The 24,813-nt window shown below is 71.6% G+C and carries 24 protein-coding genes; 17 read left to right on the top strand and 7 right to left on the bottom strand.

Going from position 1 to position 24,813, the window contains the following annotated elements; genetic code table 11:
• Positions 1–227 precede the first annotated feature (227 nt).
• Entirely contained in the window at positions 228–1,421 is a 1,194-nt protein-coding gene (locus ABZ823_RS11455; protein WP_361657134.1) for a MarP family serine protease, read from the top strand.
• A 37-nt stretch (positions 1,422–1,458) separates the two neighbouring features.
• Here ABZ823_RS11455 and ABZ823_RS11450 read toward each other — a convergent pair whose 3' ends face one another.
• A complete protein-coding gene (locus ABZ823_RS11450; RefSeq protein ID WP_361657131.1) occupies positions 1,459–1,947 on the bottom strand; it encodes a GNAT family N-acetyltransferase in 489 nt (162 codons plus the stop codon).
• A 96-nt stretch (positions 1,948–2,043) separates the two neighbouring features.
• On the opposite strand from ABZ823_RS11450, the gene ABZ823_RS11445 reads away from it, so the two are divergent.
• Together ABZ823_RS11445 and ABZ823_RS11440 are read left to right on the top strand one after the other, a co-directional pair.
• The gene (locus tag ABZ823_RS11445) at positions 2,044–2,946 is read left to right on the top strand and encodes a TIGR01777 family oxidoreductase (protein WP_361657128.1); all 903 of its coding nucleotides are present in this window, start codon (positions 2,044–2,046) and stop codon (positions 2,944–2,946) included.
• 208 nt (positions 2,947–3,154) lie between these two features.
• A complete protein-coding gene (locus tag ABZ823_RS11440) occupies positions 3,155–4,573 on the top strand; it encodes an NAD(P)/FAD-dependent oxidoreductase (protein ID WP_361657125.1) in 1,419 nt (472 codons plus the stop codon).
• Positions 4,574–4,575: 2 nt separating this feature from the next.
• On the opposite strand, the gene ABZ823_RS11435 is transcribed toward ABZ823_RS11440, so the two are convergent.
• Positions 4,576–6,051 (bottom strand): regulator, encoded by a 1,476-nt coding sequence (locus tag ABZ823_RS11435; protein WP_361657123.1) that lies wholly within the window; start codon positions 6,049–6,051, stop codon positions 4,576–4,578.
• 299 nt (positions 6,052–6,350) lie between these two features.
• Between ABZ823_RS11435 and lipB the strand changes: the two genes are divergently transcribed.
• The 4 genes from lipB (at position 6,351) to ABZ823_RS11415 (ending at position 9,554) form a co-directional block, all read left to right on the top strand.
• Positions 6,351–7,148, top strand: a complete 798-nt coding sequence (gene lipB / locus ABZ823_RS11430; protein ID WP_361657120.1) for a lipoyl(octanoyl) transferase LipB — start codon at positions 6,351–6,353, stop codon at positions 7,146–7,148.
• Positions 7,149–7,278: 130 nt separating this feature from the next.
• The gene (lipA, locus tag ABZ823_RS11425) at positions 7,279–8,244 is read left to right on the top strand and encodes a lipoyl synthase (RefSeq protein ID WP_361657117.1); all 966 of its coding nucleotides are present in this window, start codon (positions 7,279–7,281) and stop codon (positions 8,242–8,244) included.
• 276 nt (positions 8,245–8,520) lie between these two features.
• A complete protein-coding gene (locus tag ABZ823_RS11420; RefSeq protein ID WP_361657533.1) occupies positions 8,521–8,718 on the top strand; it encodes a hypothetical protein in 198 nt (65 codons plus the stop codon).
• 134 nt (positions 8,719–8,852) lie between these two features.
• Positions 8,853–9,554: a DUF4191 domain-containing protein gene (locus tag ABZ823_RS11415; RefSeq protein WP_361657114.1), complete on the top strand. Its 702-nt coding sequence runs from the start codon at positions 8,853–8,855 to the stop codon at positions 9,552–9,554.
• 125 nt (positions 9,555–9,679) lie between these two features.
• Here ABZ823_RS11415 and ABZ823_RS11410 read toward each other — a convergent pair whose 3' ends face one another.
• Entirely contained in the window at positions 9,680–10,147 is a 468-nt protein-coding gene (locus ABZ823_RS11410; RefSeq protein ID WP_361657111.1) for an RDD family protein, read from the bottom strand.
• Positions 10,148–10,345: 198 nt separating this feature from the next.
• Here ABZ823_RS11410 and glnA point away from each other — a divergent pair, with 198 nt between their 5' ends.
• The 3 genes from glnA (at position 10,346) to ABZ823_RS11395 (ending at position 13,530) form a co-directional block, all read left to right on the top strand.
• On the top strand, positions 10,346–11,755 hold the full coding sequence (gene glnA / locus ABZ823_RS11405) for a type I glutamate--ammonia ligase (protein WP_361657108.1): 1,410 nt from the start codon (positions 10,346–10,348) through the stop codon (positions 11,753–11,755).
• A 260-nt stretch (positions 11,756–12,015) separates the two neighbouring features.
• Positions 12,016–12,939, top strand: coding sequence for a zinc metalloprotease HtpX (htpX, locus tag ABZ823_RS11400; protein WP_361657106.1), 924 nt, complete (start codon positions 12,016–12,018; stop codon positions 12,937–12,939).
• Between the two features lie 6 nt (positions 12,940–12,945).
• The gene (locus ABZ823_RS11395; protein ID WP_361657103.1) at positions 12,946–13,530 is read left to right on the top strand and encodes a hypothetical protein; all 585 of its coding nucleotides are present in this window, start codon (positions 12,946–12,948) and stop codon (positions 13,528–13,530) included.
• Positions 13,531–13,548: 18 nt separating this feature from the next.
• On the opposite strand, the gene ABZ823_RS11390 is transcribed toward ABZ823_RS11395, so the two are convergent.
• Complete coding sequence (locus ABZ823_RS11390; protein WP_361657100.1) at positions 13,549–13,824, bottom strand: hypothetical protein; 276 nt, start codon at positions 13,822–13,824, stop codon at positions 13,549–13,551.
• A gap of 267 nt (positions 13,825–14,091) precedes the next feature.
• Positions 14,092–14,400: a hypothetical protein gene (locus ABZ823_RS11385; protein ID WP_361657098.1), complete on the bottom strand. Its 309-nt coding sequence runs from the start codon at positions 14,398–14,400 to the stop codon at positions 14,092–14,094.
• 385 nt (positions 14,401–14,785) lie between these two features.
• Here ABZ823_RS11385 and ABZ823_RS11380 point away from each other — a divergent pair, with 385 nt between their 5' ends.
• The 4 genes from ABZ823_RS11380 to ABZ823_RS11365 all read left to right on the top strand — a co-directional run bounded on the left by ABZ823_RS11380 (position 14,786) and on the right by ABZ823_RS11365 (position 20,198).
• Positions 14,786–15,547, top strand: a complete 762-nt coding sequence (locus ABZ823_RS11380) for a hypothetical protein (RefSeq protein WP_361657095.1) — start codon at positions 14,786–14,788, stop codon at positions 15,545–15,547.
• A 311-nt stretch (positions 15,548–15,858) separates the two neighbouring features.
• On the top strand, positions 15,859–16,896 hold the full coding sequence (gene glnII / locus ABZ823_RS11375) for a glutamine synthetase (protein ID WP_361657092.1): 1,038 nt from the start codon (positions 15,859–15,861) through the stop codon (positions 16,894–16,896).
• A 378-nt stretch (positions 16,897–17,274) separates the two neighbouring features.
• Positions 17,275–17,871: a winged helix-turn-helix domain-containing protein gene (locus tag ABZ823_RS11370; RefSeq protein WP_361657089.1), complete on the top strand. Its 597-nt coding sequence runs from the start codon at positions 17,275–17,277 to the stop codon at positions 17,869–17,871.
• 785 nt (positions 17,872–18,656) lie between these two features.
• Positions 18,657–20,198, top strand: a complete 1,542-nt coding sequence (locus ABZ823_RS11365; protein WP_361657087.1) for a DUF1996 domain-containing protein — start codon at positions 18,657–18,659, stop codon at positions 20,196–20,198.
• 139 nt (positions 20,199–20,337) lie between these two features.
• Here the strand turns inward: ABZ823_RS11365 and ABZ823_RS11360 are convergent, their stop codons facing one another.
• A complete protein-coding gene (locus ABZ823_RS11360; RefSeq protein ID WP_361657085.1) occupies positions 20,338–20,766 on the bottom strand; it encodes a hypothetical protein in 429 nt (142 codons plus the stop codon).
• A 197-nt stretch (positions 20,767–20,963) separates the two neighbouring features.
• Here ABZ823_RS11360 and ABZ823_RS11355 point away from each other — a divergent pair, with 197 nt between their 5' ends.
• From ABZ823_RS11355 to ABZ823_RS11345, 3 genes are all read left to right on the top strand, one after another.
• Positions 20,964–21,467: a tetratricopeptide repeat protein gene (locus ABZ823_RS11355; protein WP_361657083.1), complete on the top strand. Its 504-nt coding sequence runs from the start codon at positions 20,964–20,966 to the stop codon at positions 21,465–21,467.
• Positions 21,468–21,566: 99 nt separating this feature from the next.
• A complete protein-coding gene (locus tag ABZ823_RS11350; protein ID WP_361657530.1) occupies positions 21,567–23,552 on the top strand; it encodes a hypothetical protein in 1,986 nt (661 codons plus the stop codon).
• A gap of 117 nt (positions 23,553–23,669) precedes the next feature.
• Positions 23,670–24,359: a TetR/AcrR family transcriptional regulator gene (locus ABZ823_RS11345; protein WP_361657080.1), complete on the top strand. Its 690-nt coding sequence runs from the start codon at positions 23,670–23,672 to the stop codon at positions 24,357–24,359.
• Positions 24,360–24,367: 8 nt separating this feature from the next.
• Here ABZ823_RS11345 and ABZ823_RS11340 read toward each other — a convergent pair whose 3' ends face one another.
• A complete protein-coding gene (locus ABZ823_RS11340; RefSeq protein WP_361657077.1) occupies positions 24,368–24,724 on the bottom strand; it encodes an isomerase in 357 nt (118 codons plus the stop codon).
• Positions 24,725–24,813 lie beyond the last annotated feature (89 nt).

The raw sequence follows: 24,813 nt of genomic DNA, 5'->3' as shown, positions 1-24,813 counted from the left end.
CGTGGTCGGATCATCGGCCTGGCTCTCGGCAAGACACGCATGGACCCACTGTCGGCCGGTCCCCGCGCACTTGCGATGTGTGCTGTGCCACCTGGCGGAACCATTGCCCCGGTCCGGGACGTTTTTACAGGTTGACGCCCGCGGCCGTCTTCCCGGCGGCCCGCACGCGTGGCTGATCACTGGGCTCCTGCGGCGCGTACTAGGGGGCCCAAGAGAAAGGCGGCTCCGTGGACCTGCTCGACATCCTGCTGATGCTGGTCATCCTGGCCTATGCGGCGTCCGGCTACCGGCGCGGGCTGGTGGCCGGCTGTGTCTCCCTGGCCGGCTTCGTGGGCGGGGCCGTCGTCGGTGTGTGGATCCTGCCGTGGGTGATGGACCTGGTGACACGCGGGACGACGGCGGCCACGGTGACCGCGGTGTTCACGGTGCTGGTCCCGGCGGTGGCGGGCCACGAGCTGGCGGGACGTCTCGCGCTGAGGCTGCGGCGCGAGCTGGACCGTGCGGGTCGGGGCCCGCTGCGGGTGGCCGACGGGATCGGCGGGGCGGCGGCCAACACGCTGGCCGTGCTGATCGTGGCGTGGGTGGCCGCGAGCGTGCTGGGGGCCTCCTCCTCCCCGCTGGTCACGGAGTCGATACGGGAGTCGCGGCTGCTGGGCACCGTGCAGAAAGCGATGCCGGACACCACCCCGGCCTGGTTCTCGCGCGCCACGACCGCCCTCGCCCAGGCGGGCTTCCCCCAGGTCTTCAACCCGTTCGAGAACGAACCGGCGGTCGGGGTGGCCAGACCGTCGGGGGACAGCGTCACGCCGAGCGCGACGAACGCCGCCAAGCTCAGCACGGTGAAGATCGAGGGCGCCGCGGGCACCCAGGGCCGTGAGGGCAGCGGCTTCGTGTACGCGACACGGCACGTCATGACCAACGCCCACGTGGTGGCGGGCATCGACCACCCCACGGTCCGCGTCGGCGGCGTCGGGCCGTCGTACGCGACCCGGGTGGTGCTCTTCGACCCGGACCGGGACGTGGCCGTGCTGTACGTGCCGGATCTGCGGGCGCCCGTCCTGCGCTTCGACGGGGAGGCCAGGCGGGGCGACGCGGCCGTGGTCGCGGGATATCCGCAGGACGGCGATCTGACGATGCGAGCCGCCACGGTCGCGAGCCGCATCCGGGCCACGGGTCAGAACATCTACAGCACGGACACCGTCAGCCGGGACATCTATTCGATCCGCTCCACCGTGCTGCCCGGCAACTCCGGCGGCCCGCTGCTCACCACGGACGGCCGGGTCTACGGCGTCGTCTTCGCCCGCTCCACCTCGGACCCGGAGACGGGGTACGTGCTGACGGCGGACGAGGTCGCGGGCGACGCCGGACGCGCGGCGCGCGCCACGGCGCCGGTGGACACGGGCGACCTCGTCACCCCCTGAGAGCTCGCCCGCGGGCCTCCTCCGCCGGGGCTCACGCTCACAGGAAGCGGCCCATGAGCACGTCGTCGACGTACTTGCCGTCCAGCAGGAACTCCTCGGGCAGGATCCCCTCCACCGTGAACCCCTCGGACTCGTACAGCCGCCGGGCCGGGGTGTTGTGTCCGAGTACGCGCAGGGTGAGGCGCCGTGCTCCGCGCCGCCTCGCCTCCTCCCGGGCCGCTCGCAGCAGCGCCCGGCCGACCCCCGCGCCGCGGGCCTCGTCGGCGACGGCGAGGCCCTGGATCTGCCGGACGTGCGCGTTGCACTCCAGCCTCGTCGGGAAACCGAGCCGGAGGTAGCCGACGACGGCGGCGCCGAGTTCGGCGACGAGGTGGTCCCGCGGCCCGAACCGCTCGGTGAAGAAGGGCTCGTACGGCGGCTCGGGACGCGGCTGTACGGAGTGCAGCGGAGACCAGGTGAGCCGGTCGAGGCGGCCGAGCGCCTCCTCGTCGTCGGGCGTGGCGAGGCGTATGTACGGAACGGGCATGGGGGTCACTGTACGGGCGGGGCACAAGGATCCGTCCGGGGTTTTTTCGCGGGTCGCCGGGCGGGTCGGGCGGGGGGCACGGGGAAGGATGGGCGCATGGAACGTTCCCGAATCGCCGTGGCCGGTGCGTCCGGTCTGATCGGCAGTGCCCTGGTGCGATCGCTGACCGCGGACGGACACGAGGTGGTGCCGCTGGTGCGGCGCGCGGCGCGGGGCGAGGGCGAGGTCTGCTGGGACCCCGAGGGGCAGTACGTCGACGCGGCGGGGCTCATCGGGTGCGACGCCGTGGTGAACCTCGCCGGGGCCGGTATCGGCGACCACCGCTGGACGGCCTCGTACAAGAAGACGCTCCGCGACAGCCGGGTGCTGGGCACGGCGGCGCTCGCGGAGGCGGTGGCCTCCCTGCCCGAGCCGCCGCGGGTGTTCGTGAACGGCAGCGCGATCGGCTACTACGGCGAGACGGGGGACCGGGTGGTCGACGAGCAGGCGCCGCCCGGGGACGGGTTCCTGCCCTCGCTGTGCGTGGAGTGGGAGGAGGCCGCGGCACCGGCGCAGGAGGCGGGCGTGCGGACGGTGTTCGCGCGGACGGGGCTGGTGGTGGCCCGCGGTGGCGGGGCCTGGGGGCGGCTGTTCCCGCTCTTCCAGGCCGGGCTGGGCGGACGCATGGGGGACGGGAGCCAGTACTGGTCGTACATCGCGCTGCACGACGAGGTGGCGGCGCTTCGCCATCTGATGGACCGTGAGGACCTGTCCGGGCCGTTCAACCTGACGGCTCCGCAGCCGCTGACGAACCGTGAGGTCACGGAGGCGATGGGGCGCGTGCTGCACCGCCCGACGCTGCTCTCGGTGCCCGCGCCGGCGCTGCGGCTGGCGCTCGGCGAGCTGTCCAGGGACGTGCTGGGCAGCGCGCGGGTGGTGCCCAAGCGGTTGCTGGAGTCCGGGTTCTCCTTCGCGTTCCCGGGGATCGAGGAGGCGCTGCGGGCCGCCCTGGAGCGGTAGGGGAAGGGGCGGCCGAGGGGGTCGGCGAGGCGCGGGAGACACGCGATCGCCACTCTCGCCCGTATGCGACCGCCGTGCGACCGTGCTCTGTTCATGCGCGACTACACCTGACTGTTCACAGACCTACGCTCGGTCCTAACTCGGGTATTTCTCCAGCGAGTTGGGGGCATGACGTCTCCACCGGCCGCACAACCTCGAGGAGGGGCACGTGCTACAGCCCGTGTATCAGGCGGAGGTCGTCATCGTAGGAGCCGGGCTCGCCGGCCTCGCGGCGGCCCACCGGCTGACCAGCGCAGGTGTCACCACCGCGGTCCTGGAGGCCGCCCCTTACGTCGGCGGGCGCATGTCGACCGAGAAGGTCGACGGCTTCCGGCTCGACCGGATCGGACAGCTCCTGTCCACCGCGTACCCCGAACTGCGTTCGACGCCAGGGCTCGAGTCCCTCGTCCTGCGTCCCTTCGCGCCCGGCGTCCTGGTGCACAGCGAGGGGCGCCACCACCGTGCGGGCGCCGCCCCGGCGGGCGGGGGCGCAGGGGGCGCACGGACGGCGCTGAGCGCCGTACGCGCCCTGGCAACCGCTCCCCGCACGGCCTCCGCGCCGCGGCCGGGGAGCGGGGCGCATCTGGCGCGCACCGCCCGCTCGCTGGCGTTGGGGGCACGCGCGACCGGATCGCGGCCCGGCGCCCCTCTGGGCGGCCCCATGGACCAGGCCCGGGTGAGCGCGGCGCTCGCGAGGATCGCCGCGACCCCGGTGGAACGGCTGCTGGCCCGGCCCGAGTCGGCCGCCGGGGATGCCCTCACGGCACGCGGGATCCCCGCCCGTAGTGTCGACGGCTTCCTCCGCCCCCTGCTCGCCGCCCTGTTGTGCGACCCGGAACTGACCACGTCGAGCCGCTGTGCCGATCTCGCGCTGCACGCCTTCGCGAGCGGCCGGCTGTGCTTGCCGGAGGGCGGCGCGGACGTCCTGCCGGAGCTGCTGGCCCGGGCGCTGCCGCCGGGCACCGTGCACACCGGGGTCCGCGCCACCTCCATCTCCACGACGTCGGTGACCACGGCGGAACACGGTGAGGTGCGGTGCCAGGCCGTCCTGCTGGCCACCGACGCGTCCGCCGCCGCCGAGCTGCTGCCGGGACTGCGCGTGCCGGACTTCCACCCCGTCACCGTCGTCCACCACACCATGGAGGAGCCGCCGTCGACCGGCGCCTCGCTGCTGCTCGACGCGGACCGCGACGGCCCGGTGGCGCACACGGCGGTCGTCAGCCTGGTGGACCCGTCCCGGGCGCCCGCGGGCCGCGCCCTGGTCTCCTCGACGGTCCTCGGCACGCCCCCCGACGGTGTCGACGGTGCCGTACGGGCGCATCTGGCACGGGTGTACGGCACTTCGACCACGCGCTGGGAGACCCTCGCCGTGCATCACACCGCGCGGGCCGTGCCGGCGATGCGGCCGCCGCACGATCTGCGCAGGCCGGTTCGGCTGCTGGCCGGGCTGTATGTGTGCGGCGACCACCGGGACACGAGTACGGTCCAGGGCGCGCTGCACTCGGGCCGCCGGGCCGCGTCGGCCGTCCTGGCCGACCTGGGCGCGGGCCCGACCCGCCTGGCGGACCCACTGCCCAGGGCGGCCTGAGCTCACTGGAGCGCGGCCACCTTGTCGCGGTACCCGCGCACCGGTGCCGCGTCCCGGTACGGCTCCAGGCGGCGCTCGAAGTCCCGTACGTACTCCACCGCCCGCACCGACCGCATCTCCGACGCCTGCCCGGCGGCCTCGGCGGCCAGCTGGCAGGCCAGGTCCAGCTCGCCGAGGCCGAGCCGCGCCGAGGCGAGCACGACCCGGCAGAACAGCCGGCTGCGGGCATAACCGGGCGCCCGCAGCTGGAGCGAGCGCTCGGCGTGCTGGACCGCCGCCCGGTACTGCTGGAGGTCCCGGTGGCAGTGCCCGAACTCGTCGGCGAGCTGCGCCTCGTCGAAGAACCGCGCCCAGTAGGGCACTTCGTCCCCCGGCGCCGCGGACTCCAGCGCGCGTTCGGCCCTCACCAGCGAGGCCGTGCACGCGCGTACCTCGCCGAGCACACCGTGACCGCGCGCCTCCACGGCGTGCAGCAGCGCCTGGACGACCGGGGGCGCCGAGGTGGCCACGCCCTGCTGGGCCACGCGGGCGAGCTGTACGGCCTCGCGTCCATGGCCGAGGTAGACGGCCTGGCGGCTCATGGTGATCAGGACGTAGGCCCCGTAGACGCGGTCCCCGGCCGCCTGGGCGAGCCGCAGCGCCTGGACGAAGTAGCGCTGGGCGAGGCCGTGCGCGCCGATGTCGTACGACGTCCAGCCCGCGAGCCGGGTGAGGTCGGCGGCCGCGGTGAACAGACGGCGGCCGGTCTGCTCGCCATAGGTGCCGCGGAGCATCGGCTCGGCCTCGTGCTCCAGGTAGCGCACGAGCGCCTGGCGGGCGTGGCCCCCGCCGTAGGCGTTGTCGAGAGCCCGGAACAGCTCGCCGACCGAGCGCAGCGCGGCGATGTCCCCGCCGGTGACCTTCTGACCGGGTCCGCGCTCGGACTGGCCTCGCTGCCGGGAAGGGTGTCCTCCCTGGTCGAGCGGGATGGAGAACCTGGGGGACGCGGGGCGGCCCTGGGCGGGGACGCGGGCGACCGTCTCGCCTCGGCTCACCTTGTCGTCGGCCCGGCCGATCAGCCAGTCCCTGCTGGGCACCACGAGACCGGCCGGGGTGAACGCGATCTTGCGCAGCTCGGCGTGGCTGCCGGAGTCCTTGCGCCACAGACCGCTGACGATGTCCACGGCCTCCTCCGGCGTGGCGGCGAACTCCAGGCCCGCGTACACCGGGGCGCAGGCGTCCAGCCCGAGATCCTGTGCGGTGAGCCGGCGGCCGAGCCGCCGGGTGAACACCTCGGCGATGAGTGCCGGCGTGGTGCCGCGTGGCTGCTGCCCCCGCAGCCACCGGGTCACGGACGTCTTGTCGTATCTGAGATCGAGCCCGTGTTCGAGACCCAGCTGGTCGACGCGACGGGCGAGACCGGCGTTGGAGAACCCCGCTTCTGCGATGAGCGCGGCGAGCTGTCGGTTGGGGGTGCGCTGCGCGGGTCGTTCCGTCATCTGCGGTGCGGTCTCCTGCCTTCCGGGCACCGTCGCGCGACCCCGGGGAGGCATGCCTGCCTCCCCGGGTCGTCGTGGTGCCCGTATCGCCTTGGTGAGCAGCCCTTATGGCCTTATGGACGGCGCGAATGTAGCGGAGAGTGAGCGAGTGATCGCAGAGTTCGGTATGCATTCATCCGATCGTGTGAGGATTGCCCGGTCGGGCTGACGTGCCACCGGACGCCACCGCCGTCCGGGCGGGTCGTACAGTGGCGTGGGCGCCTGTCGCGCCTTACGAAGCTTCTAAGGAGGCGCTTGCCGTGAGTGAGCTGCGATTCGTCCGCATGGGGTTCGGGGCCGGGGCCGTCGAGTACCAGGAGGCCTGGGACGAGCAGCGCCGGGTGCATGCCGCCCGCTTCGCGGACGAGATCCCGGACACCTGCCTGCTCCTGGAGCACCCGCCGGTCTACACGGCGGGCCGGCGCACGGCGCCCGAGGAGCGCCCCCTGGACGGTACGCCGGTCATCGACGTGGACCGCGGCGGCAAGATCACCTGGCATGGCCCCGGCCAGCTGGTGGGCTACCCGATCCAGAAGCTTCCGCGCCCGGTCGACGTCGTCGCCCATGTGCGCCGCCTCGAAGAGGCCCTCATCCGCACCTGCGCGGAGTTCGGCCTGGAGACGACCCGGGTGGAGGGCCGCAGCGGCGTCTGGGTCCTCGGCGACCCGGTGGAGCAGCGCCCGTCCCTCGGCGGCCTGTCCCTCGACTTCGACCCGCGCCTGACCGACGAGGAGTTCGACCCCCGGCTCAACGGCCCGGAGTACGCGCCCTCCAACGCCGGCCAGCGCCGGGAGGACCGCAAGATCGCCGCGATCGGCATCCGGGTCGCCAAGGGCGTCACCATGCACGGCTTCGCGCTGAACGTGAACCCCGACAACGCCTGGTTCGACCGGATCATCCCGTGCGGGATCCGGGACGCGGGCGTCACCTCCCTCGCGAACGAGCTGGGGCGGGACGTCACCATCGGCGAGGTGCTGCCGGTGGTGGAACGGCACCTGAAGGACGTCCTGGAGAACGCCGAGCCGAAGCCGCGGGAGATCGAGCGGGCGTCGGCGTAGCGGCAGCGGGCGCAGGGGGAATGCACCCCCGCTGCCCGAGGTTGGCCCACACACGGAGCCGTACACATCACGGGCGTACGCTGTGTACGCCGAAGAATCGAAAGTCTACGCAGACAGGCAGGGAGCCGACGTGTCCGCAGTCGCACCCGACGGACGCAAGATGCTGCGCCTGGAGGTCCGCAACAGTCAGACCCCCATCGAGCGCAAGCCCGAGTGGATCAAGACCCGGGCGAAAATGGGTCCCGAGTACACGAAGATGCAGAACCTCGTGAAGAGCGAGGGCCTGCACACGGTCTGCCAGGAAGCCGGCTGTCCCAACATCTACGAGTGCTGGGAGGACCGCGAGGCCACATTCCTCATCGGCGGCGACCAGTGCACCCGGCGCTGTGACTTCTGCCAGATCGACACCGGCAAGCCCGAGGCGCTCGACCGCGACGAGCCCCGCCGCGTGGGTGAGTCCGTGGTCACCATGGACCTGAACTACGCCACCATCACCGGTGTCGCCCGCGACGACCTGGAGGACGGCGGCGCCTGGCTGTACGCGGAGACGGTCCGGCAGATCCACCGGCAGACGGCGGACCGCGAGGGCGGCCACACCAAGGTCGAGCTCCTCGCCCCCGACTTCAACGCGGTGCCCGAGCAGCTCGCGGAGGTCTTCTCCTCCCGCCCGGAGGTCTTCGCGCACAACGTCGAGACCGTCCCGCGCATCTTCAAGCGCATCCGTCCCGGCTTCCGCTACGAGCGCTCCCTGAAGGTCATCACCGAGGCCCGCGACCACGGCCTGGTGACCAAGTCGAATCTGATCCTCGGAATGGGCGAGACCCGCGAGGAGGTCAGCGACGCGCTGCGCCGGCTGCACGACGCCGGCTGCGAGCTGGTCACCATCACCCAGTACCTGCGCCCGAGCGTCCGCCACCACCCCGTGGAGCGGTGGGTCAAGCCGCAGGAGTTCGTGGAGCTGAAGGAGGAGGCCGAGCAGATCGGCTTCTCCGGTGTCATGTCCGGCCCCCTGGTCCGCTCCTCGTACCGCGCGGGACGGCTGTACCGGATGGCCGTCGAGAAGCGCGGCACGTATGTCGCCTCGCAGGCCGTCTGAGCCCGGTTCGCATATGCTTGTGGCACGCCGTGCCACTTTCCGCGTGTGAATCCGCACACAAGCGACTACCGCCCGGTAGTGGCCGATTGACGCGGTCCCGACCGTCCCCGCAGCTTGGGGCGCCGTCAGGGCCGCGTCAGGCTTTCGGGGGTCCGCGACAAGGCTTCATTGGCGTTTGACCGGTCGGTCACGCCCTGGTAACACCAAACAGTGACGCTGGACTCACGCCATGTACAGCTCCTGACCGAGCCGCCGACCCGAGGGGGGCCCTCCGCCATGCAGGCCGCGCCCGTACGCGCCACCGCGATCCCGTCGTTCACCCATGCACTCCGTGCCATCGAATCGCTTCTGATGAGCGGCGGCCAGCGCACCGCCCGACAGAACGCCTGGACATCGGTCCTGGAGGACCGCCGCCGCGCCAAGGCCCGCGTCGAGGCGCAGCGCGTGTTCGAGTCCGTGGCGTCCCGCCCGTAGCGACGACCGTCCCGTCCATGGCGCCCCGCCCATAGCGACGACCGTCCCCTTACCTCCCCCAGGGAGCGTCCCCACCGCTCCCCCACTCGGCACTGCCGTCGTCGCCGCTTCCCGGGCCACGTAGACTTCGTGACATGGCGAGGAAGGAACCGGCAGCGGACGCTGCGAACGCCGGGCGACTGAAACAGATCGCCCTGACCTACAAGATGACCCGCAAGGCCGATCCCAAGATCGGTCTTGTACTCGCGGCTGTCGGAATCGTCACCTTCGGTGTCTTCCTCGCGATCGGTTTCTTGATCGGTCACCCCATCTATCTCGGCATCCTGGGCCTCCTGCTCGCCTTCCTCGCGATGGCGATCGTCTTCGGACGCCGGGCCGAGCGCGCCGCCTTCGGCCAGATGGAGGGCCAGCCGGGCGCCGCCGCGGCGGTCCTGGACAACATCGGCCGTGGCTGGACCACCACTCCGGCGGTCGCGATGAACCGCAGCCAGGACGTGGTGCACCGCGCGGTCGGCAAGGCCGGCATCGTGCTGGTCGCCGAGGGCAACCCGAACCGGGTCAAGAGCCTGCTGGCCGCCGAGAAGAAGAAGATGGCCCGTATCGTCGCGGACGTGCCGGTGCACGATCTGGTCGTCGGCACGGGCGAGGGCCAGGTCGAGCTGAAGAAGCTCCGCACGACGATGCTGAAGTTCCCGCGTGTGCTGACCGGTCCGCAGGTGACCGCGACCAACGACCGGCTGCGGGCGCTGGGGGATCTGATGACCAACATGCCGCTGCCGAAGGGACCGCTGCCCAAGGGGATGCGGATGCCGCGGGGCGGTCCGAAGGGCCGCTAGTCCCACCGACTCTCGATGGGCCGTTCCCGAACCTCAGGGTTTCGGGGGCGGCCCATCGCCGTAGTGCGCGACCGCGTGCCGCTGGGGGCCGCTCGCGCGGTTCCCCGCGCCTCTGATCGCGGACCTCAGAGCCGGATCTCGACGGTTCCCGCCAGGCGGTCGTGCAGCCCCCTGCCGTCGCGGTCCCAGATCAGGGCCGGGATGGCGAGGAACAGCAGGACCGTGCGCACAAGGGCGCGCAGCGGGCTGACGCGCCCCGTGCCCAGGGCGACCACCCTCAGACCGAAGAGCCGCTTGCCCGGGGTGAAGCCGACCGTGCCGACGGTGAGGACGATCAGCGCGAAGAAGATGAGCGGCGCCCAGACCTGGGCAGCCCGGTTGTAGCTGTCGGTGATGAGGCTGTATGCGATCAAGAGGCACAGGCCCCAGTCGACGACCAGCGCGCCGATGCGCCGGCCCGGGCGGGCGATCGAGCCCGGCCCCTCCTTCGGCAGACCGAGCTGCTCTCCCCGGTACCCGAAGTCCGCCCCGGCTTCCTCCATGGCCGCGCGGGGACCGGAGAGCCATGAGCCGATTGCTTGCCTGTTGTCCACCCGTCCACGGTACTGCGCCCGATTTCGCACGCGGTGAGGTGGGGTCACCCGGCCTCCGGCTGGTTAACCTGGGAGAAACAAACGGGTCACGCCCGAGAAATCCCCCGTCCTTATGGTCGGCTGCAGCGTGTGCCACCGCACTGGCCGCACGAACGAACTACCACCCCGGCACGGACGGTCGGGAGTAGGAGGAGCTGGATGTTCCAGAACGCCGACGAGGCCAAGAAGTTCATCGCGGACGAGGACGTCAAGTTCATCGACGTCCGCTTCTGCGACCTGCCGGGCGTCATGCAGCACTTCACGGTGCCCGTTGAGGCGTTCGACCCGGACGAGGAGCTGGCCTTCGACGGATCGTCGATCCGTGGTTTCCAGGCCATTCACGAGTCCGACATGGCGCTGCGCGCGGACCTGTCGACCGCTCGGGTCGACCCCTTCCGCCGCGACAAGACACTCAACATCAACTTCTTCATCCACGACCCGATCACGGGCGAGCAGTACTCCCGTGACCCGCGCAACGTGGCGAAGAAGGCCGAGGCCTACCTCGCCTCCACCGGGATCGCCGACACGGCCTACTTCGGTCCCGAGGCCGAGTTCTACGTCTTCGACAGCGTCCGCTTCGCGACCAGCGCGAACGAGTCCTTCTACCACATCGACTCCGAGGCGGGTGCCTGGAACACCGGTGCCCTCGAGGACAACCGCGGTTACAAGGTCCGCTACAAGGGCGGCTACTTCCCGGTCCCGCCGGTCGACCACTTCGCCGACCTGCGCGCCGAGATCTCCCTGGAGCTGGAGAAGAACGGCCTGAAGGTCGAGCGCCAGCACCACGAGGTGGGCACCGCCGGCCAGGCGGAGATCAACTACAAGTTCAACACGCTGCTCGCCGCCGCCGACGACCTCCAGCTCTTCAAGTACATCGTGAAGAACGTCGCCTGGCGCAACGGCAAGACCGCCACCTTCATGCCGAAGCCGATCTTCGGCGACAACGGCTCGGGCATGCACGTCCACCAGTCGCTGTGGAGCAACGGCGACCCGCTGTTCTACGACGAGGCCGGCTACGCGGGCCTGTCGGACACCGCCCGCTACTACATCGGCGGCATCCTCAAGCACGCTCCGTCGCTGCTGGCCTTCACCAACCCGACGGTGAACTCGTACCACCGTCTGGTGCCGGGCTTCGAGGCGCCGGTCAACCTGGTGTACTCGCAGCGCAACCGCTCCGCGGCCATGCGCATCCCGATCACGGGCTCGAACCCGAAGGCCAAGCGCGTCGAGTTCCGCGCCCCGGACTCCTCCGGCAACCCGTACCTGGCCTTCTCGGCCCTGCTCCTCGCGGGCCTGGACGGCATCAAGAACAAGATCGAGCCGGCCGAGCCGATCGACAAGGACCTGTACGAGCTGGCTCCCGAGGAGCACGCGGGTGTCCCGCAGGTCCCGACCTCGCTCCCGGCCGTACTCGACTCGCTCGAGGCCGACCACGAGTTCCTCCTCCAGGGCGACGTCTTCACGACCGACCTGATCGAGACGTGGATCGACTTCAAGCGCACGAACGAGATCGCCCCGTTGCAGCTGCGTCCGCACCCGCACGAGTTCGAGCTCTACTTCGACGTGTAAGCCCCCTCAGGGCACGCACCCGGGCCTCGCTCCTTCCGTACGGAGGGGAGCGGGGCCCGGTTCGTTGTTCGGGGCCGGGCGGCTCACGCTCAGGGCCGGGCAGGCGGGTCGTGAGCGACCACCCTCGCGGAAGGCAGCCGGGAGGCCATCGGGACTCTTTGCCTGCCATGGAGCCTTTCCGGACCGGTTCATGGGGAGGGGGTGGCGCACAATGGGGGTGGGACGAGTGCCTCACTGCGGGTACTGCGGGGTGATGCAGGATGCAGAGCCGGTTCCGGAGCGATCGGCGGCTGACCGTGCGGATGACGGTCACGCTGTTTCTGCTGGGATTGCTGTACGTGGCGTTCGTCGCCGCGTTGATCGCGTTGCTGAAGTCCTGGGTGCTGGTCGTCGTGATCGCGGCCGTCGCGCTCGGCGCGCAGTACTGGTTCTCGGACCGGATCGCGCTGTACGCCATGCACGGGCGGATCGTGGAGCGGGACCGCTATCCGCAGCTGCACGGTGTGGTGGACCGGCTGTGCGCCGTGGCCGACATGCCCAAGCCCCTCGTAGCCGTCTCCGAGCTGGACATGCCGAACGCGTTCGCGACCGGGCGCAACCCCGACCACGCCGTGGTGTGCGTGACCACCGGTCTGCTGCGGCGGCTGGAACCCGACGAACTGGAGGGCGTGCTCGCCCACGAGCTGTCACATGTGGCGCACAAGGACGTCGCCGTGATCACGGTGGCCTCGTTCCTCGGAGTGATCGCGGGGCTGGTCGTCCGGTTCGCCTTCTACTCGGAGCTCTTCGGCGGGCGGGGGCGCAAGGACCAGAACACCATCGCGATCCTCGGCGCGGTGATGGGGATCTCCGCGCTGGTCTACGCGATCAGCTTCCTGCTGATCCGGGCCCTGTCCCGGTACCGGGAGCTGGCCGCCGACCGGGCCGCCGCCCACCTCACCGGGCGCCCCTCGGCTCTCGCGTCCGCGCTGACCAAGGTCACCGGCGACATCGCCCGCATCCCGACGAAGGACCTGCGGACGGCTCAGGCGTTCAACGCGTTCTACTTCACGCCCGCGTTCGGCGCCGAGCCGGGTCTCTCGCGCTTCTTCTCCACCCATCCGACCCTCCAGCAGCGGCTGGAGCAGCTCGGGCGCATCTCCGCGGAGCTGGGCGAGGCCGCCACGCCGGGGAAGGCGGGCTGAGGGCCGATGGGATGGCTGGACATCCTGCTCGGCCGGACGAAACCCGTGGCGCCCGATCTCGACCAGCTGTTCGCCCTGCCGTCGGCGGCGGTGACGCTGGAGGCCGCCGCCGGGTTCACCCCGACCGGGGCCGGCGCGGTCTGCTTCGCCACGGTCGAGGGCGGCGCCTTCAGCGAGGCGAACCGCGAGGTCCAGGCGCTCCTGGACGCCGACAGCGACCGCACGGGGCCGCCCGTGGAACTGCGGCGGGACGACTACGGCTACTCCTGGCTGGTGTCGCACCGCTCACCCGACCAGCTGTCCGCCCTGGTCAACGATCTGCACGCGGTGAACAGCGCGATGGAGGTCAACGGGTTCGGGCCGCAGCTGCTGTGCTCGGTGGCCGGTTTCCAGGACGAGCGCGGGCGGCGGCTCGGCCTGGTCTATCTGTACAAGCGCGGCACCTTCTACCCGTTCGCACCGCTCCCCGGGCCGGGCGAGCGCCGCGACAACGCGCTGGAGCTACAGGTCAAGGCCGCGCTGGCCGGTGATCTGCGCATCGAGCAGGACCTCGGGCGCTGGTTCCCGATCTGGGGTGCGCCGGGTCTGTGAACCGGCGCACCCCAGGGATCACTTGCTCTTGTTCCGCGCCTGGCGGCGGGCCTCGAAAGGGCGCTCGCGGCGGTAACGGCGCTCCCACTTGGCCTGCTGGTCGCGGCGCTCGCGGTATTGCCGGTAGGTGGCCGCCGACCCCGGGGCGGCTCCCGAGCCCGACGACGCCGAGGACGAGCCACGTCCGTACTGGGCGTACAGGAAGAGCAGGGCGACGGCGGCGAGCCACCAGGAGTGGTCGGTGAATCCCAGGACGACGAGGACTGCGGTGGCGGCGAGGACGATGGTGCCCATGACGGGCCTCCGTGGCGTGAGTGGTTGAGCCAGGGGGTGTCCGGCGGTCGCTGGGGGTGGGCGCCGCCGACGGTGCGCAGAGAGCAGCCCCGAGTCCACCGGCTGGTACCAGCCCTTCGGAAACCGGTCGGGGGCGGCTCCGGAACGCGTATCCAGCGTAGGGACACGGTTACGGGCCGTGCATCTCTTTTTCCCCGCGGTCACTACTCGCCAGGGGTGGGCCGGGCGCCCCGTACCACGAGGCACCCGACTGCAACGCCGTGCCGCTCAGCGGCTGTACCGCATCAGCGCCCGCACCATGTGGCAGGTCGTGTCCGACGGCGGGTGCACACCGATCTGCTCCGCCGTGCTGCGTATCGTCTCGTTGCGGGCCTGGTTCGGTACGTACACCCCGGAGTCGAGCAGGGCGATCGCGAGACGCATCGCCTTGAGACGCCGGTTGTGCGTGACGTACCACTCGCGCGGACGCCCCGGCGGGAGCGGGCGCTTGTCCACCGGCGCGTACGGCAGGTCCATGGGGACCGGCCGTCCGGCGGTGGACTGGGTCGGCTTCGGCTTGGTTGCGGCAGCGGGCACAGGCATCCTCCTGTCGCGGTCAGGGAGCCGTCCGAACGCCCGGCAACTCCCTCGAACACTGCCTCCAGTCTACTGGCCGCCACTGACATTCGGGGAGTCCGCCAATCACGGTAAAGCACCTGATGAGCTGCTTAATTGACGGGGAGTCACAGCTGTTTCGGGAGAGGCGCGCGGGCTCGGGGAAATTCGAACACAGAGTTTGCGGGAGCGCCTCGGCGACGGGTGCCCGGTCTCCGACGGGCCAGGGAGCCCCCAACTCCAGTGTGATCCACGTTACTTCGCCGACTTCCGTAACCGGTGAGTAACGGCGTTCGGCATCTCGTACATAGCGGCGTACCTATCGCGACCGGCCGCCGACGGAGGTGGCCGGGGACAGGAGGCGCGCATGTCGCGTAGGAGAACCGTCAGTCCCAAGAAGAAGATCGCGCTGGCGGTCACCGCCGTCGCCGTGGCCGGCAGCGGGGCCTTCGCCCTCGCGGCCACCTCGAACGCGGCGAACGTGCAGAACGCGTCCAACTCGACGGTCTGCCAGGGCCTGGCCACCGCGCTCGGCAACAACGAGTCGTTCATCGCGGCGCAGAAGGCGAACCCGGACGCCCAGTCGGCGGCGCGGATCGCCAACCGCGAGGCGGTCGTCGCCGAGATCAAGCGCAAACAGGAGGCGTCCGGCTGCCAGGTCGGGGAGTCCGTCCAGGCGGGCGGGGCGGCGCAGTCCGGCGGTGCGGCACAGGCCGGGGGGTCGGCTCAGGACCCCCAGGCCGGGCAGTCCGGGCAGGCCGGGCAGTCCGGGCAGTCCGGGCAGGCCGGGCAGTCCGCCGCGCCGGCCACGACGGCACCCGCGGACGGCGCGGGAGGCAACGGGGACGCGGGGAACGCCGGAAACGCGGGGAACGCCTCGGGCCAGCAGGTCTGCAAGGGCTCGACCGTGACGCTCTCCGGCGAAGGCGGCGCCCCGGCGGCGTCCAGCAACCAGTTCCCGTCGGGTACGAAGCTGAAGGTCACCAACCTGGACAACAGCAAGTCCACGACGGTGACGGTCACTTCGGTCTCCGGCAGCTGTGTGCTGCTCAACAACGCTGCCTTCGAGCAGGTCCGAGAGCCCGGCAAGTTCCTGATCCGCCGGGCGGTCATCGAGAAGGTGGGGTGAGAACGGCGGTTTAGGAACTCCGGGTGGCGGCGGTTCGCGTCCCCCGGAGGGGGTCATGGGTCCTGCCGTTCGCGGCCACGAGCGGCAGGACCCGTGCGTGCGCCCGAGCGCAGCGCGGCGGCGCTCGGGCGCGGAGCCGTATCCGCTCTCAGAGAGCCGTCGTCCCCGCCCAGCCCTGGGTAACACGGGGTTCACAGAGGGGCAATGGGCGAGAAATCGCCCATTGGCAAGCTGCCGGGCAGAAATCGCGGTGCTGTGGCGCCGCGGCACCCGCAAGTGCGCCAAGACCCACCCCCCGAAGGATGTGGCCCGTGACCTTCAAGGCTGAGTACATCTGGATCGACGGCACCGAGCCGACGGCCAAGCTCCGTTCCAAGACGAAGATCCTGGCGGACTCCGAGAAATCAGCCACCGGCGCCGAGCTTCCGATCTGGGGTTTCGACGGGTCCTCCACCAACCAGGCCGAGGGTCACTCCTCGGACTGCGTGCTCAAGCCGGTCTTCTCCTGTCCCGACCCGATCCGCGGCGGCGACGACATCCTGGTGCTGTGCGAGGTCCTGAACACGGACATGACCCCGCACCCCTCCAACACGCGGGCCGCGCTGGCCGAGGTCGCCACGAAGTTCGCAGCACAGGAGCCGATCTTCGGCATCGAGCAGGAGTACACCTTCTTCGACGGCTCGCGCCCGCTCGGCTTTCCGGAGGGCGGCTTCCCGGCCCCGCAGGGCGGCTACTACTGCGGTGTCGGCGCCGACGAGATCTTCGGCCGTGAGATCGTCGAGGCGCACCTGGAGAACTGCCTGAAGGCGGGCCTCGGCCTCTCCGGCATCAACGCCGAGGTCATGCCGGGCCAGTGGGAGTTCCAGGTGGGCCCGCTCGCCCCGCTGGAGGTCGCCGACCAGCTGTGGGTCGCCCGCTGGCTGCTGTACCGCACCGCCGAGGACTTCGGCGTCTCCGCCACCCTCGACCCCAAGCCGGTGAAGGGCGACTGGAACGGCGCGGGCGCGCACACCAACTTCTCCACCAAGGCGATGCGCGAGGGCTACGACGCGATCATCACCGCGTGCGAGGCGCTCGGCGAGGGCTCCAAGCCGCTCGACCACGTCAAGAACTACGGCGCCGGCATCGACGACCGCCTGACGGGCCTGCACGAGACCGCCCCGTGGAACGAGTACTCCTACGGCGTCTCCGACCGCGGTGCCTCCGTCCGCATCCCGTGGCAGGTCGAGAAGGACGGCAAGGGCTACATCGAGGATCGACGCCCGAACGCCAACGTCGACCCGTACGTGGTCACCCGCCTGCTCGTCGACACCTGCTGCACGGCCCTGGAGAAGGCGGGCCAGGTCTGACCGGCGTCCCACGCCCTGCGAAGGGGGGCGCCCACCGTCCGGTGGGCGCCCCCCTTCCCGTGGTCCGGCCGTCCGAGGAAGCGTCCGATGCGTGAGAGGAGACTCCTGCCGGGCCCGGCCGTCTGCTTCAATGGGGCCATGGCCAGCTTCCAGAAGTGCAGCGCGACGGGTCACCATGACCTCGAGCCCTTCTGGCCCTCCCGCCAGCACCACGACTTCGACCGGGTGTGTTGTCGCGCGCGGAACGCGCGGGCCCTCTAAAGCCGTACACCCCGGCCTTCGGCCAGCGCGCACGACGTACGTCCCAGACGACCCGACCACGAACTCGCGGTCGTCGGCCTCCCCGACGAATTCCTCGCGCGAAAGAGCTGACCTCCCATGGCGACCACTCGTTCTTTCCCGACCGCCGCCCTCAACACCCCGACCGCCCCGGCGAACGGCCTCGCACGGCACCGGCTGCGTGCCGTCGACCGGGAGGAGACCGCCGGCGTGCCCGACTTCCTGCCGCCGGGTGCCACCTGGCTGCCGGCGCCCCCGCACTCCCTGCCCGAGCTGCCGGGCCGGCCGCCGATGATCGGCTATCTGGTGCTCGTACCGGCCGACCAGCGGCCGCTCTTCCCGCCGGTCGCCGTGCCCGACCCCGCGGACGACGCCCCGGCCGCGCAGGCCCCGGACGGCACCGTCGCGGACCCGCTCGTCCGCATCGACACCGCGCGCCGCACGGCCGAGGTGGCCGGGCGGCCGCTCGACCTCACCTATCTGGAGTTCGAGCTGCTCGCCCATCTGGTCGCGCACCCGCACCGGGTGCACACCCGGGACCAGCTGGTGAGCACGGTGTGGGGCTACGGGCATGTGGGCGACGGACGCACCGTCGACGTCCACATCGCGCGGCTGCGGCGCAAGCTCGGCGCCGAGCACCGTCAGGCGATCCAGACGGTACGGCGCGTGGGCTACAAGTACACGCCGGGCCGCTGACCCGGCCGAATCTTCCGTCAGCAGAGCCGGGTTCCTGCGCCGCGGGCCGACCGGGCACAGTCATCGCACGAGACTTCTGATCCTGGGCGGTACGGAGTTCGCGGGGCGGGCCGTCGCCGAGGCGGCGCTCGAGCGGGGCTGGGAGGTGACCGTCTTCAAGCGGGGGCGGCACCAACCCCCGCCCGGAGTACGGCGGCGGCCGGGCGACCGTACCGCGCCCGGGGGGGGCACCGCGCTCGCCGGGGCCGGGTCCCCGCCGCTCGGGCGAAGCGGGAGCCTGGGGAATGGGACGCCGTCGTCGACACCTGGTCGTCGGCGCCGGGATCGAACACTGGACGCAACTTCCGGTGTGGGTGCGGCGGACAGCGACTACCACGCGGCCCTGCACCGTGCGGACGTGTCGCGGGCGGTACGGGACGGGCTGCGCTGCCGGCCCGTCGCGGAGACCGTGGCCGACACCTGGAACTGGCTGAGGAGCATCGGCGTAGAGTGCCCCGGCGGCAGGACCGTCCGCGGGTGGGGCTCGATCCCGCGGTGGAGGAGAAAGTGCCGGCCGGTACAGGCGAGGGCGGTTCGGCAGATTGAATCGAATTCAAAGAATCACAGTTACCCTTCTCAACTCCCCGTGAAACAGGGGCTTCTGTGGCTCTTGCGCCCGAAATGGCCTCATGAAGTTCTAAGTTTTTCCGAGGTTTCTGAACACCCCACGGGACCCCTGCGTATGGGATGGCGCCGCTTCACCCCTGTCGGGCGCCTCCGCCCCGAAAGGAAGTCAGAGGAGTTCCATGGGACGCAACACTCGAAAACGCCGTACGCCGCTGGCCACCAAGGCCATTGCCGCCTCGGCAGCCCTAGCGCTCGGTGGGGGCGGGCTGATCTGGGCGAACTACTACGCATCGGCGCACGAGACGAACAAGGCCTGGGGCAACCAGACCAAGGCCGCCGGCGCGCAGGTGGCGACCATCTCGTGCCCGGACGTGGGCCAGAAGCTCACCAACGTGCCGAACCAGGCACGCAACGAGGTCGCCGGCGAACTGGCCAACCTCGACCGCCAGATCACCGACGCCTACCAGCGTCTGGCGACCACGCGGGACGCCCAGGCGAGGGACGGGAGTTTCGTTCAGAACTCCATCCTCCAGCCGCTGAAGGACCGACGGCAGGTGATCCTCGACCGGATCAAGCTGGAGATCACCCGCGTCGGCGGCACGGCGCCGAGCAACCTGAACGTCCTCGCCTCCTGCACCGGCACCCCCGCCACCCAGACCACCGCCGGTGGCCAGCAGCAGAACGCCGGTGGCCAGCAGCAGAACGGCGGCGGCCAGCAGCAGAACGGCGGCGGCCAGCAGCAGAACGGCGGCGGCCAGCAGCAGAACGGCGGCGGCCAGCAGCAGAACGGCGGCGGCCAGGCCGCCAACGGCCCGGTGGCGGCGGACTTCGTCGACATCACCAAGGTGCAGCCGAACGTCGCCGCCAAGCCGCAGAAGACCGGCAACGCCTCGACCGGCACGTTCACCACCCGGTGCGGTGTGAACGCGAACAAGAACCACAACACCGACAACGTGATCGTGGCGCCCGGCGTGACCAACGGCGCGCACCACCTGCACGACTACGTCGGCAACCAGAAGATCAACGCGTTCTCCAGCAACGACACGTTCCTGCAGGGCGGCACCAGCTGCCAGAACGGGAACGACCTGTCCTCGTACTACTGGCCGGTGGTCCGGGTCCAGGACGGCACGCAGGACTTCGACCAGAACGCCGACGGCGGTGGCAAGGAAGGCAACGTCGGCAAGATCCTGACCCCCGTGCAGGCCCAGATCAAGTACGTCGGCAGCCCGACCGGCAAGGTCGTCGCCATGCCGCAGTTCCTGCGCATCATCACCGGGGACGCCAAGACCACCACCAACGGCCTGGCGAACGCCAACGCGCACTGGAGCTGCACCGGCTTCGAGAACAAGGTCCAGCTGACGACCCAGTACCCGATCTGCCCGCAGGGCAGCAAGGTGGTCCGCACGTTCGCGTTCCAGAGCTGCTGGGACGGCCAGAACATCGACAGCGCCAACCACCGCACGCATGTTGCCTTCGCCGACGCGGGCGGCAACTGCCAGAACGGTTTCAAGGCCATTCCGCAGCTGACGATGCGCCTGGTGTACGACATCACCCCGCCGACCATCCAGAACGGTCAGGTGAAGAACGCCTACGCGGTGGACGGCTTCCCGGAGCAGCTCCACAAGCCGGCCACCGACCACGACGACTTCATCAGCGTCACGACCGGCGGACTGGCCAACAAGATCGCCAACTGCATCAACCGCGGCCAGCGGTGCCAGTGACCCACTGAGCCGGTGACCCACTGAGCCGGTGACCCACTGAGCCGGTAACCCACGGAAGAAGGCCGGTGGCGGGAGTTTCCGCCACCGGCCTTCGGCGTGTGCGCCGCAGGGCGGCCGAGCCGCCCCGGGGCGCCGCGGCTCAGCCGCCGTGCCCGGCGTGGGCGTGGTGGTCGACCCCGATCTCGACGTCGCCGCCGAGCGTGCCGCGCAGCGCCCTGACCACCCCGTCGTCCCCGACGGCGACCCATTTACGGCCCACGAGGTAGTAACCGCCGTAGTCCTTGGCGTCGTTGATCCACTCGCGCTGCCCCCGGTCGGTGGCGAAGGTGGCGAGGACGAACTTGCCGTCGGGGTTGGTGCAGATGGCCTGCCGGATCTCGTCGGCGTCCGTCTGGATGTTCGGCTTGCACTTCACGTCCGCCGCCAGGTCCTCCAGGCTGCCGGTCGCGGTCGCCGGGGCCTTGCCCTGTGCGGCGCCCGACCCGCCCGACCCGCCCGACCCGGCGCAGCCGGTCAGTAGCAGCAGGGCGACGGCCGCACCGGCCGCCAGCTTCTCGCGCGTCCTCATGTGTTCCTCCGGTCGTCCGGCCCATGCCGCTGGAAGCCCCCGCGAGGGCCCTGCCCTTCCCTACGGCTGTGAGAGCCCCTGTGCTCAACGGCACCCCGGCGCCCTTCAGGATCGCGCAAATCCCTCGCCCCCACCGGCACACGTGTGCGAAGGTGAGCTGCCGGGCACCCAAGACGCACCCAAGAAGGCAGGGCAGTGTGAGCAGGCAGGACTGGGACGAGCGGGTGGCCGCCGCGTGGGCGGCCTTCGACGACTACGCCCAGGAGGACGCGGCGGACTTCCGGGCGGTGATCGACGCCCTCGTCGCCGAGCTGCCCGCCGGCAGTGCGCTCGGCCCCTTCGAGCGGGCCTGCGCATGGGACTCCACGGGCCACTCGGACAAGGCGGTGCCGCTGTACCGGGAGGCGCTGGCGCTCGGTCTGGACCGTTACCGCGAACGCCGGGCGAAGATCCAGCTGTCCAGCTCGCTGCGGAACATGGGGCGGGCGGAGGAGGGCGTCGAGCTGCTCACCCCCGAACTCACCGCACCCGGCGACGAACTGGACGACGCGGTGCGTGCCTGCCTGGCGCTGTGTCTGTCGAGCCTGGGCCGTGACCGCGAGGGACTGTCCCTGGTGCTCGGCGCGCTCGCGCCCCGTCTGCCGCGCTACCAGCGGTCGATGGCGAACTACGCCCGCCTGCTCGTCGACCCCGGCAACTGACCGCCCGCCCGCTCGCCGTGGCGGCGGATGCCGAAGCCCGGCGGGGAAGCCGCTCCCGCGTCCAGGTGACCAACCCCCGTGTGGCTCGTTCTGCTGAACGTGCAGTCACAGGACTCCGCCCCGCACCGAGCATCGGCCTTCGGACCGGTCATCGACGTCCAGCAGGCCGAGGCCGCGCTCGTCGAGCACTATCCCCGGCTCGTCCGGATCGCCTATCTGGTGCTGCCGCCGGGCCTCGGCCGCAACCGGCGGGTGCTGACCGCGCATGCCCTCGTCCAGCGGGCGCTGCCCCGCAGGCGCTTCCCGGCGGCCGTGATCCCGGCCCAGAGCGGGGGACGCCACGGCGCACGGCCCTCCCGCTCCGGCGAAGCCCGCGAGGCAGGAGCCGACGGCGTGGCCCAGGGCCGCGACGGCGACCCCGGGTACCCCCTGCTGCGCCTGCGGGTGGTGCGCTCCGCGCTGGAGGCGGGCCTGCCGCTGCGGCGCACGGCCTGGCCGAAGCGGTCCCAGCTGCCGCCGCTGCTGCCCCAGGTGTGGGGGCTTCGGCTGTTCCCCCGTTCGGGCGGAGCGGACGAACTCGCCCTGGACCAGCGGCTGTCCGCGCTGTCCGGCCCGGCCCGCGCCGCCCATGTGCTGCGCGGTCTGGAGAAGCTCCCGCAGGACGGCGTGCGCGCAGTGCTGGGCGCGGCGGGCGTCAAGGACCCGGCGGCGGCGATCCGCGAGGCCGCGGCCGTACCGGAGCGGGACACACTGCTGCACTCCCCCGAGTTCGATCCGTGTGCGCTCCAGGCCCGGCCGACCGATCTGCTGCGGCGCCGGCAGCACACCAAGGCCGCGCTCGCCGCCGCGGCGGCCGCCGCGGTGTGCGGGGCGCTGTTCGCGCTGCCGAGCGGCGGCTGGGGCCCGGACGGCGCGGCGGCCCCCTTGGACGCGCAGAACCCGGCCGCCCGGGCCGCCCTGGATCCGGCCCGGGTGACACGGGTGGCGCCCACCGCGTGGCGGACGTCGACGCGCACCGACTTCTCCGTGTGGCCCGCCCGCGGCGGTCTGACCGGGGACAGGGCGCTGCTGCGGCGCGCGCTCGCCGTATGGGCGCGGCCCGGCGGGTCCGTGCGGGTCGCGGCCACCCCCGGCACGCCCTCGGGCGGGCCCGCCGGGCCGCCGCAGCTGCTGTACGCGGGACAGGTCGACGCGGCCCGCGTGGTGGTCTTCCACGACGGTCTGCGCATCGTGCGCTACGCCGAGCCGTTGAACGGCACGAGCGGGGCCGCGCTCGACTTCGCCCGTGCGGACGCGGCGACCGGAGCGGAGGCGGAGGCGCTGGTGCTGATCCGGGCCGACCACAACGTCCGCTATCTGACGGCCCCTTGGGTGACCGGAGCGGCGGAACGGGACCTGGTGAAGCCGTTGTCGGGATCGACGGACCTGCATCCGGCGGACGGGGTGACCGCCCCGCTGGCGAGTCCGGCCCAGCAGACCGGCTCCTGCGTGTCGTGGAACGTGTTGCAGCTGACGGACGGTTCGGGCACACGGCTGCTGACCGACCTCGGGGAGCTGACCCCGGCGCACCTCACCGTGGGGCGGCCGGCCGCGCCGCGGGAGGCCTCCGGGGCGGTGGCGCTGCGCACCTGGGCGCCGCTGGCGTGCTCGCTGGCGGCGGTGCGGTCGCAGGGTGTGCGGTCCGTGAACGCGTGGGAGTACGCGCGGCAGTCGCTGCCGGAAGATTCCGGGGCCGCCGTGTGGGTGTGCACCCGGGCGGACACCTGGCGGGGCGACGCCCCGCGGGTGCTGGCGCAGTTCCGCACCCCGGGCGCGCGATCCGGGGCGGTCGCGGCGCAGGCCGAGGGCGTCGCGGCGTGCGGGGCGAAGGATCCCCATGTGCTGGCCGGAGTGTTGTGGAAGTCGGCGAGGGGCGCCTGGTACCTGCTCGCCGCGGGCAGCGAGGACACCGCCTCGATCAGGGCGACCGGCGGGGTGAGCGGGGCGGCGCGGGGAAACCTGCTGGCGGTGCGGACCCGGCAGGGGGCCCGGGCCGGGCTGCGGGGGACGCTGACCGACGGAAGGGAGGTCGGCGCGCTGCGGTGAGCGCGCCGAACGGAACTGCGGGTCGCGGGAGTTCGGTGAGGGAACTGCGATGAACTTGTGAACGCGTCACAGGGATCCGGACGGTTCGGGGCTGGATTCGATCGGTAAGGTGTTCGCATGACTACCGGGGTACGCCGCAGAATGGGAGTCGAGGAGCGGCGGCAGCAGTTGATCCGCGTCGCGCTCGAACTGTTCAGCCAGCGCTCCCCGCACGAGGTCTCCATCGACGACATAGCGTCGGCCGCGGGCATCTCGCGACCGCTGGTCTACCACTACTTCCCGGGCAAACTCAGCTTGTACGAGGCCGCGTTGAAGCGTGCCTCGGAGGATCTGGCGGAGCGCTTCGTGGAGCCGCAGGAGGGCCCTTCGGGTGTGCGGCTGCTGCGGGTGATGCGGCGGTTCTTCGACTTCGTCGACGACCACGGGCCCGGTTTCGCGGCGCTGATGCGCGGCGGACCCGCCGTCGGCTCCTCGCGGACGAACGCGCTCGTCGACTCGGTGCGCCAGGCGGCGTATGTCCAGATCCTCGCGCACCTGGGGGTCCAGGATCCGCCCGCGCGGCTGGAGCTGGTGGTCCGCTCCTGGATCTCGCTGGTCGAGTCGACGGCGCTGATCTGGCTGGACGGGCGGCGGATCCCCCGGCAGGAGCTGGAGGCACAGCTCGTGCACGACTTCGTGGCGCTGACGGCGGTGAGCGCGGCCCGCGACGACGAGATGGCGGCGCTGCTGCGCCGCATGCTCCGGGACGAGCCGGCCGACGGGCCCTTCGCGGACCTGACCGCCCGGCTGATCTCCCTGGCGTCCTGAAAGGCCCGTCAGCTCTCGAACTTGCGGTACGACGCGTCGAGGTCCCGCACCTCGGCGGACGCGTGCAGAGCGAGATCCGCGGTGGGCCTCACAAACTGCCGCAGCAGCTCCAGCGTCGCCTCGGCGAGCCGGGCCTTGGTCTCCTCGGTGCGCCCGGCCAGCAGCCCCACGGTGACGTGCACGACGGCGTGACCGTCCGGATCGGCGCCGACCGCGGTGTCCTCGGTGCGGCGGAACTGCGTCTTGCAGGCCTCGATGCGCGCGGCCGCGATCTCGACCACCTGGGCGTGCAGCGCCGAGGCGAACCCGGGCCGGTCGAAGGAGTCCGCGAGCGGTGCGGAGTAGTCGACGGTGATCTGCGGCATGAGGGCGCTCCTGCTCCACGACAGGCGCCCACCCTAGCCGGGTTGTGCGGGCCAGGGGTGGGGCCGGGACCCCGGCCCCACCCCTGGCC

This window comes from Streptomyces sp. NPDC047079, assembly GCF_040643755.1.
GTDB lineage: Bacteria > Actinomycetota > Actinomycetes > Streptomycetales > Streptomycetaceae > Streptomyces.
This window is presented reverse-complemented; position numbering and strand designations above follow the sequence as displayed.

Coding starts and splice junctions, on each gene's coding strand:
- ABZ823_RS11450 (WP_361657131.1), bottom strand. CDS start 1,947: ATGCCCGTTCCGTACATACGCCTCGCCACGCCCGACGACGAGGAGGCG.
- glnA (WP_361657108.1), top strand. CDS start 10,346: ATGTTCCAGAACGCCGACGAGGCCAAGAAGTTCATCGCGGACGAGGAC.
- ABZ823_RS11360 (WP_361657085.1), bottom strand. CDS start 20,766: ATGAGGACGCGCGAGAAGCTGGCGGCCGGTGCGGCCGTCGCCCTGCTG.
- ABZ823_RS11420 (WP_361657533.1), top strand. CDS start 8,521: ATGCAGGCCGCGCCCGTACGCGCCACCGCGATCCCGTCGTTCACCCAT.
- ABZ823_RS11365 (WP_361657087.1), top strand. CDS start 18,657: ATGGGACGCAACACTCGAAAACGCCGTACGCCGCTGGCCACCAAGGCC.
- ABZ823_RS11445 (WP_361657128.1), top strand. CDS start 2,044: ATGGAACGTTCCCGAATCGCCGTGGCCGGTGCGTCCGGTCTGATCGGC.
- htpX (WP_361657106.1), top strand. CDS start 12,016: ATGCAGAGCCGGTTCCGGAGCGATCGGCGGCTGACCGTGCGGATGACG.
- ABZ823_RS11380 (WP_361657095.1), top strand. CDS start 14,786: ATGTCGCGTAGGAGAACCGTCAGTCCCAAGAAGAAGATCGCGCTGGCG.
- ABZ823_RS11390 (WP_361657100.1), bottom strand. CDS start 13,824: ATGGGCACCATCGTCCTCGCCGCCACCGCAGTCCTCGTCGTCCTGGGA.
- ABZ823_RS11340 (WP_361657077.1), bottom strand. CDS start 24,724: ATGCCGCAGATCACCGTCGACTACTCCGCACCGCTCGCGGACTCCTTC.
- ABZ823_RS11395 (WP_361657103.1), top strand. CDS start 12,946: ATGGGATGGCTGGACATCCTGCTCGGCCGGACGAAACCCGTGGCGCCC.
- ABZ823_RS11415 (WP_361657114.1), top strand. CDS start 8,853: ATGGCGAGGAAGGAACCGGCAGCGGACGCTGCGAACGCCGGGCGACTG.
- ABZ823_RS11370 (WP_361657089.1), top strand. CDS start 17,275: ATGGCGACCACTCGTTCTTTCCCGACCGCCGCCCTCAACACCCCGACC.
- ABZ823_RS11435 (WP_361657123.1), bottom strand. CDS start 6,051: ATGACGGAACGACCCGCGCAGCGCACCCCCAACCGACAGCTCGCCGCG.
- ABZ823_RS11345 (WP_361657080.1), top strand. CDS start 23,670: ATGACTACCGGGGTACGCCGCAGAATGGGAGTCGAGGAGCGGCGGCAG.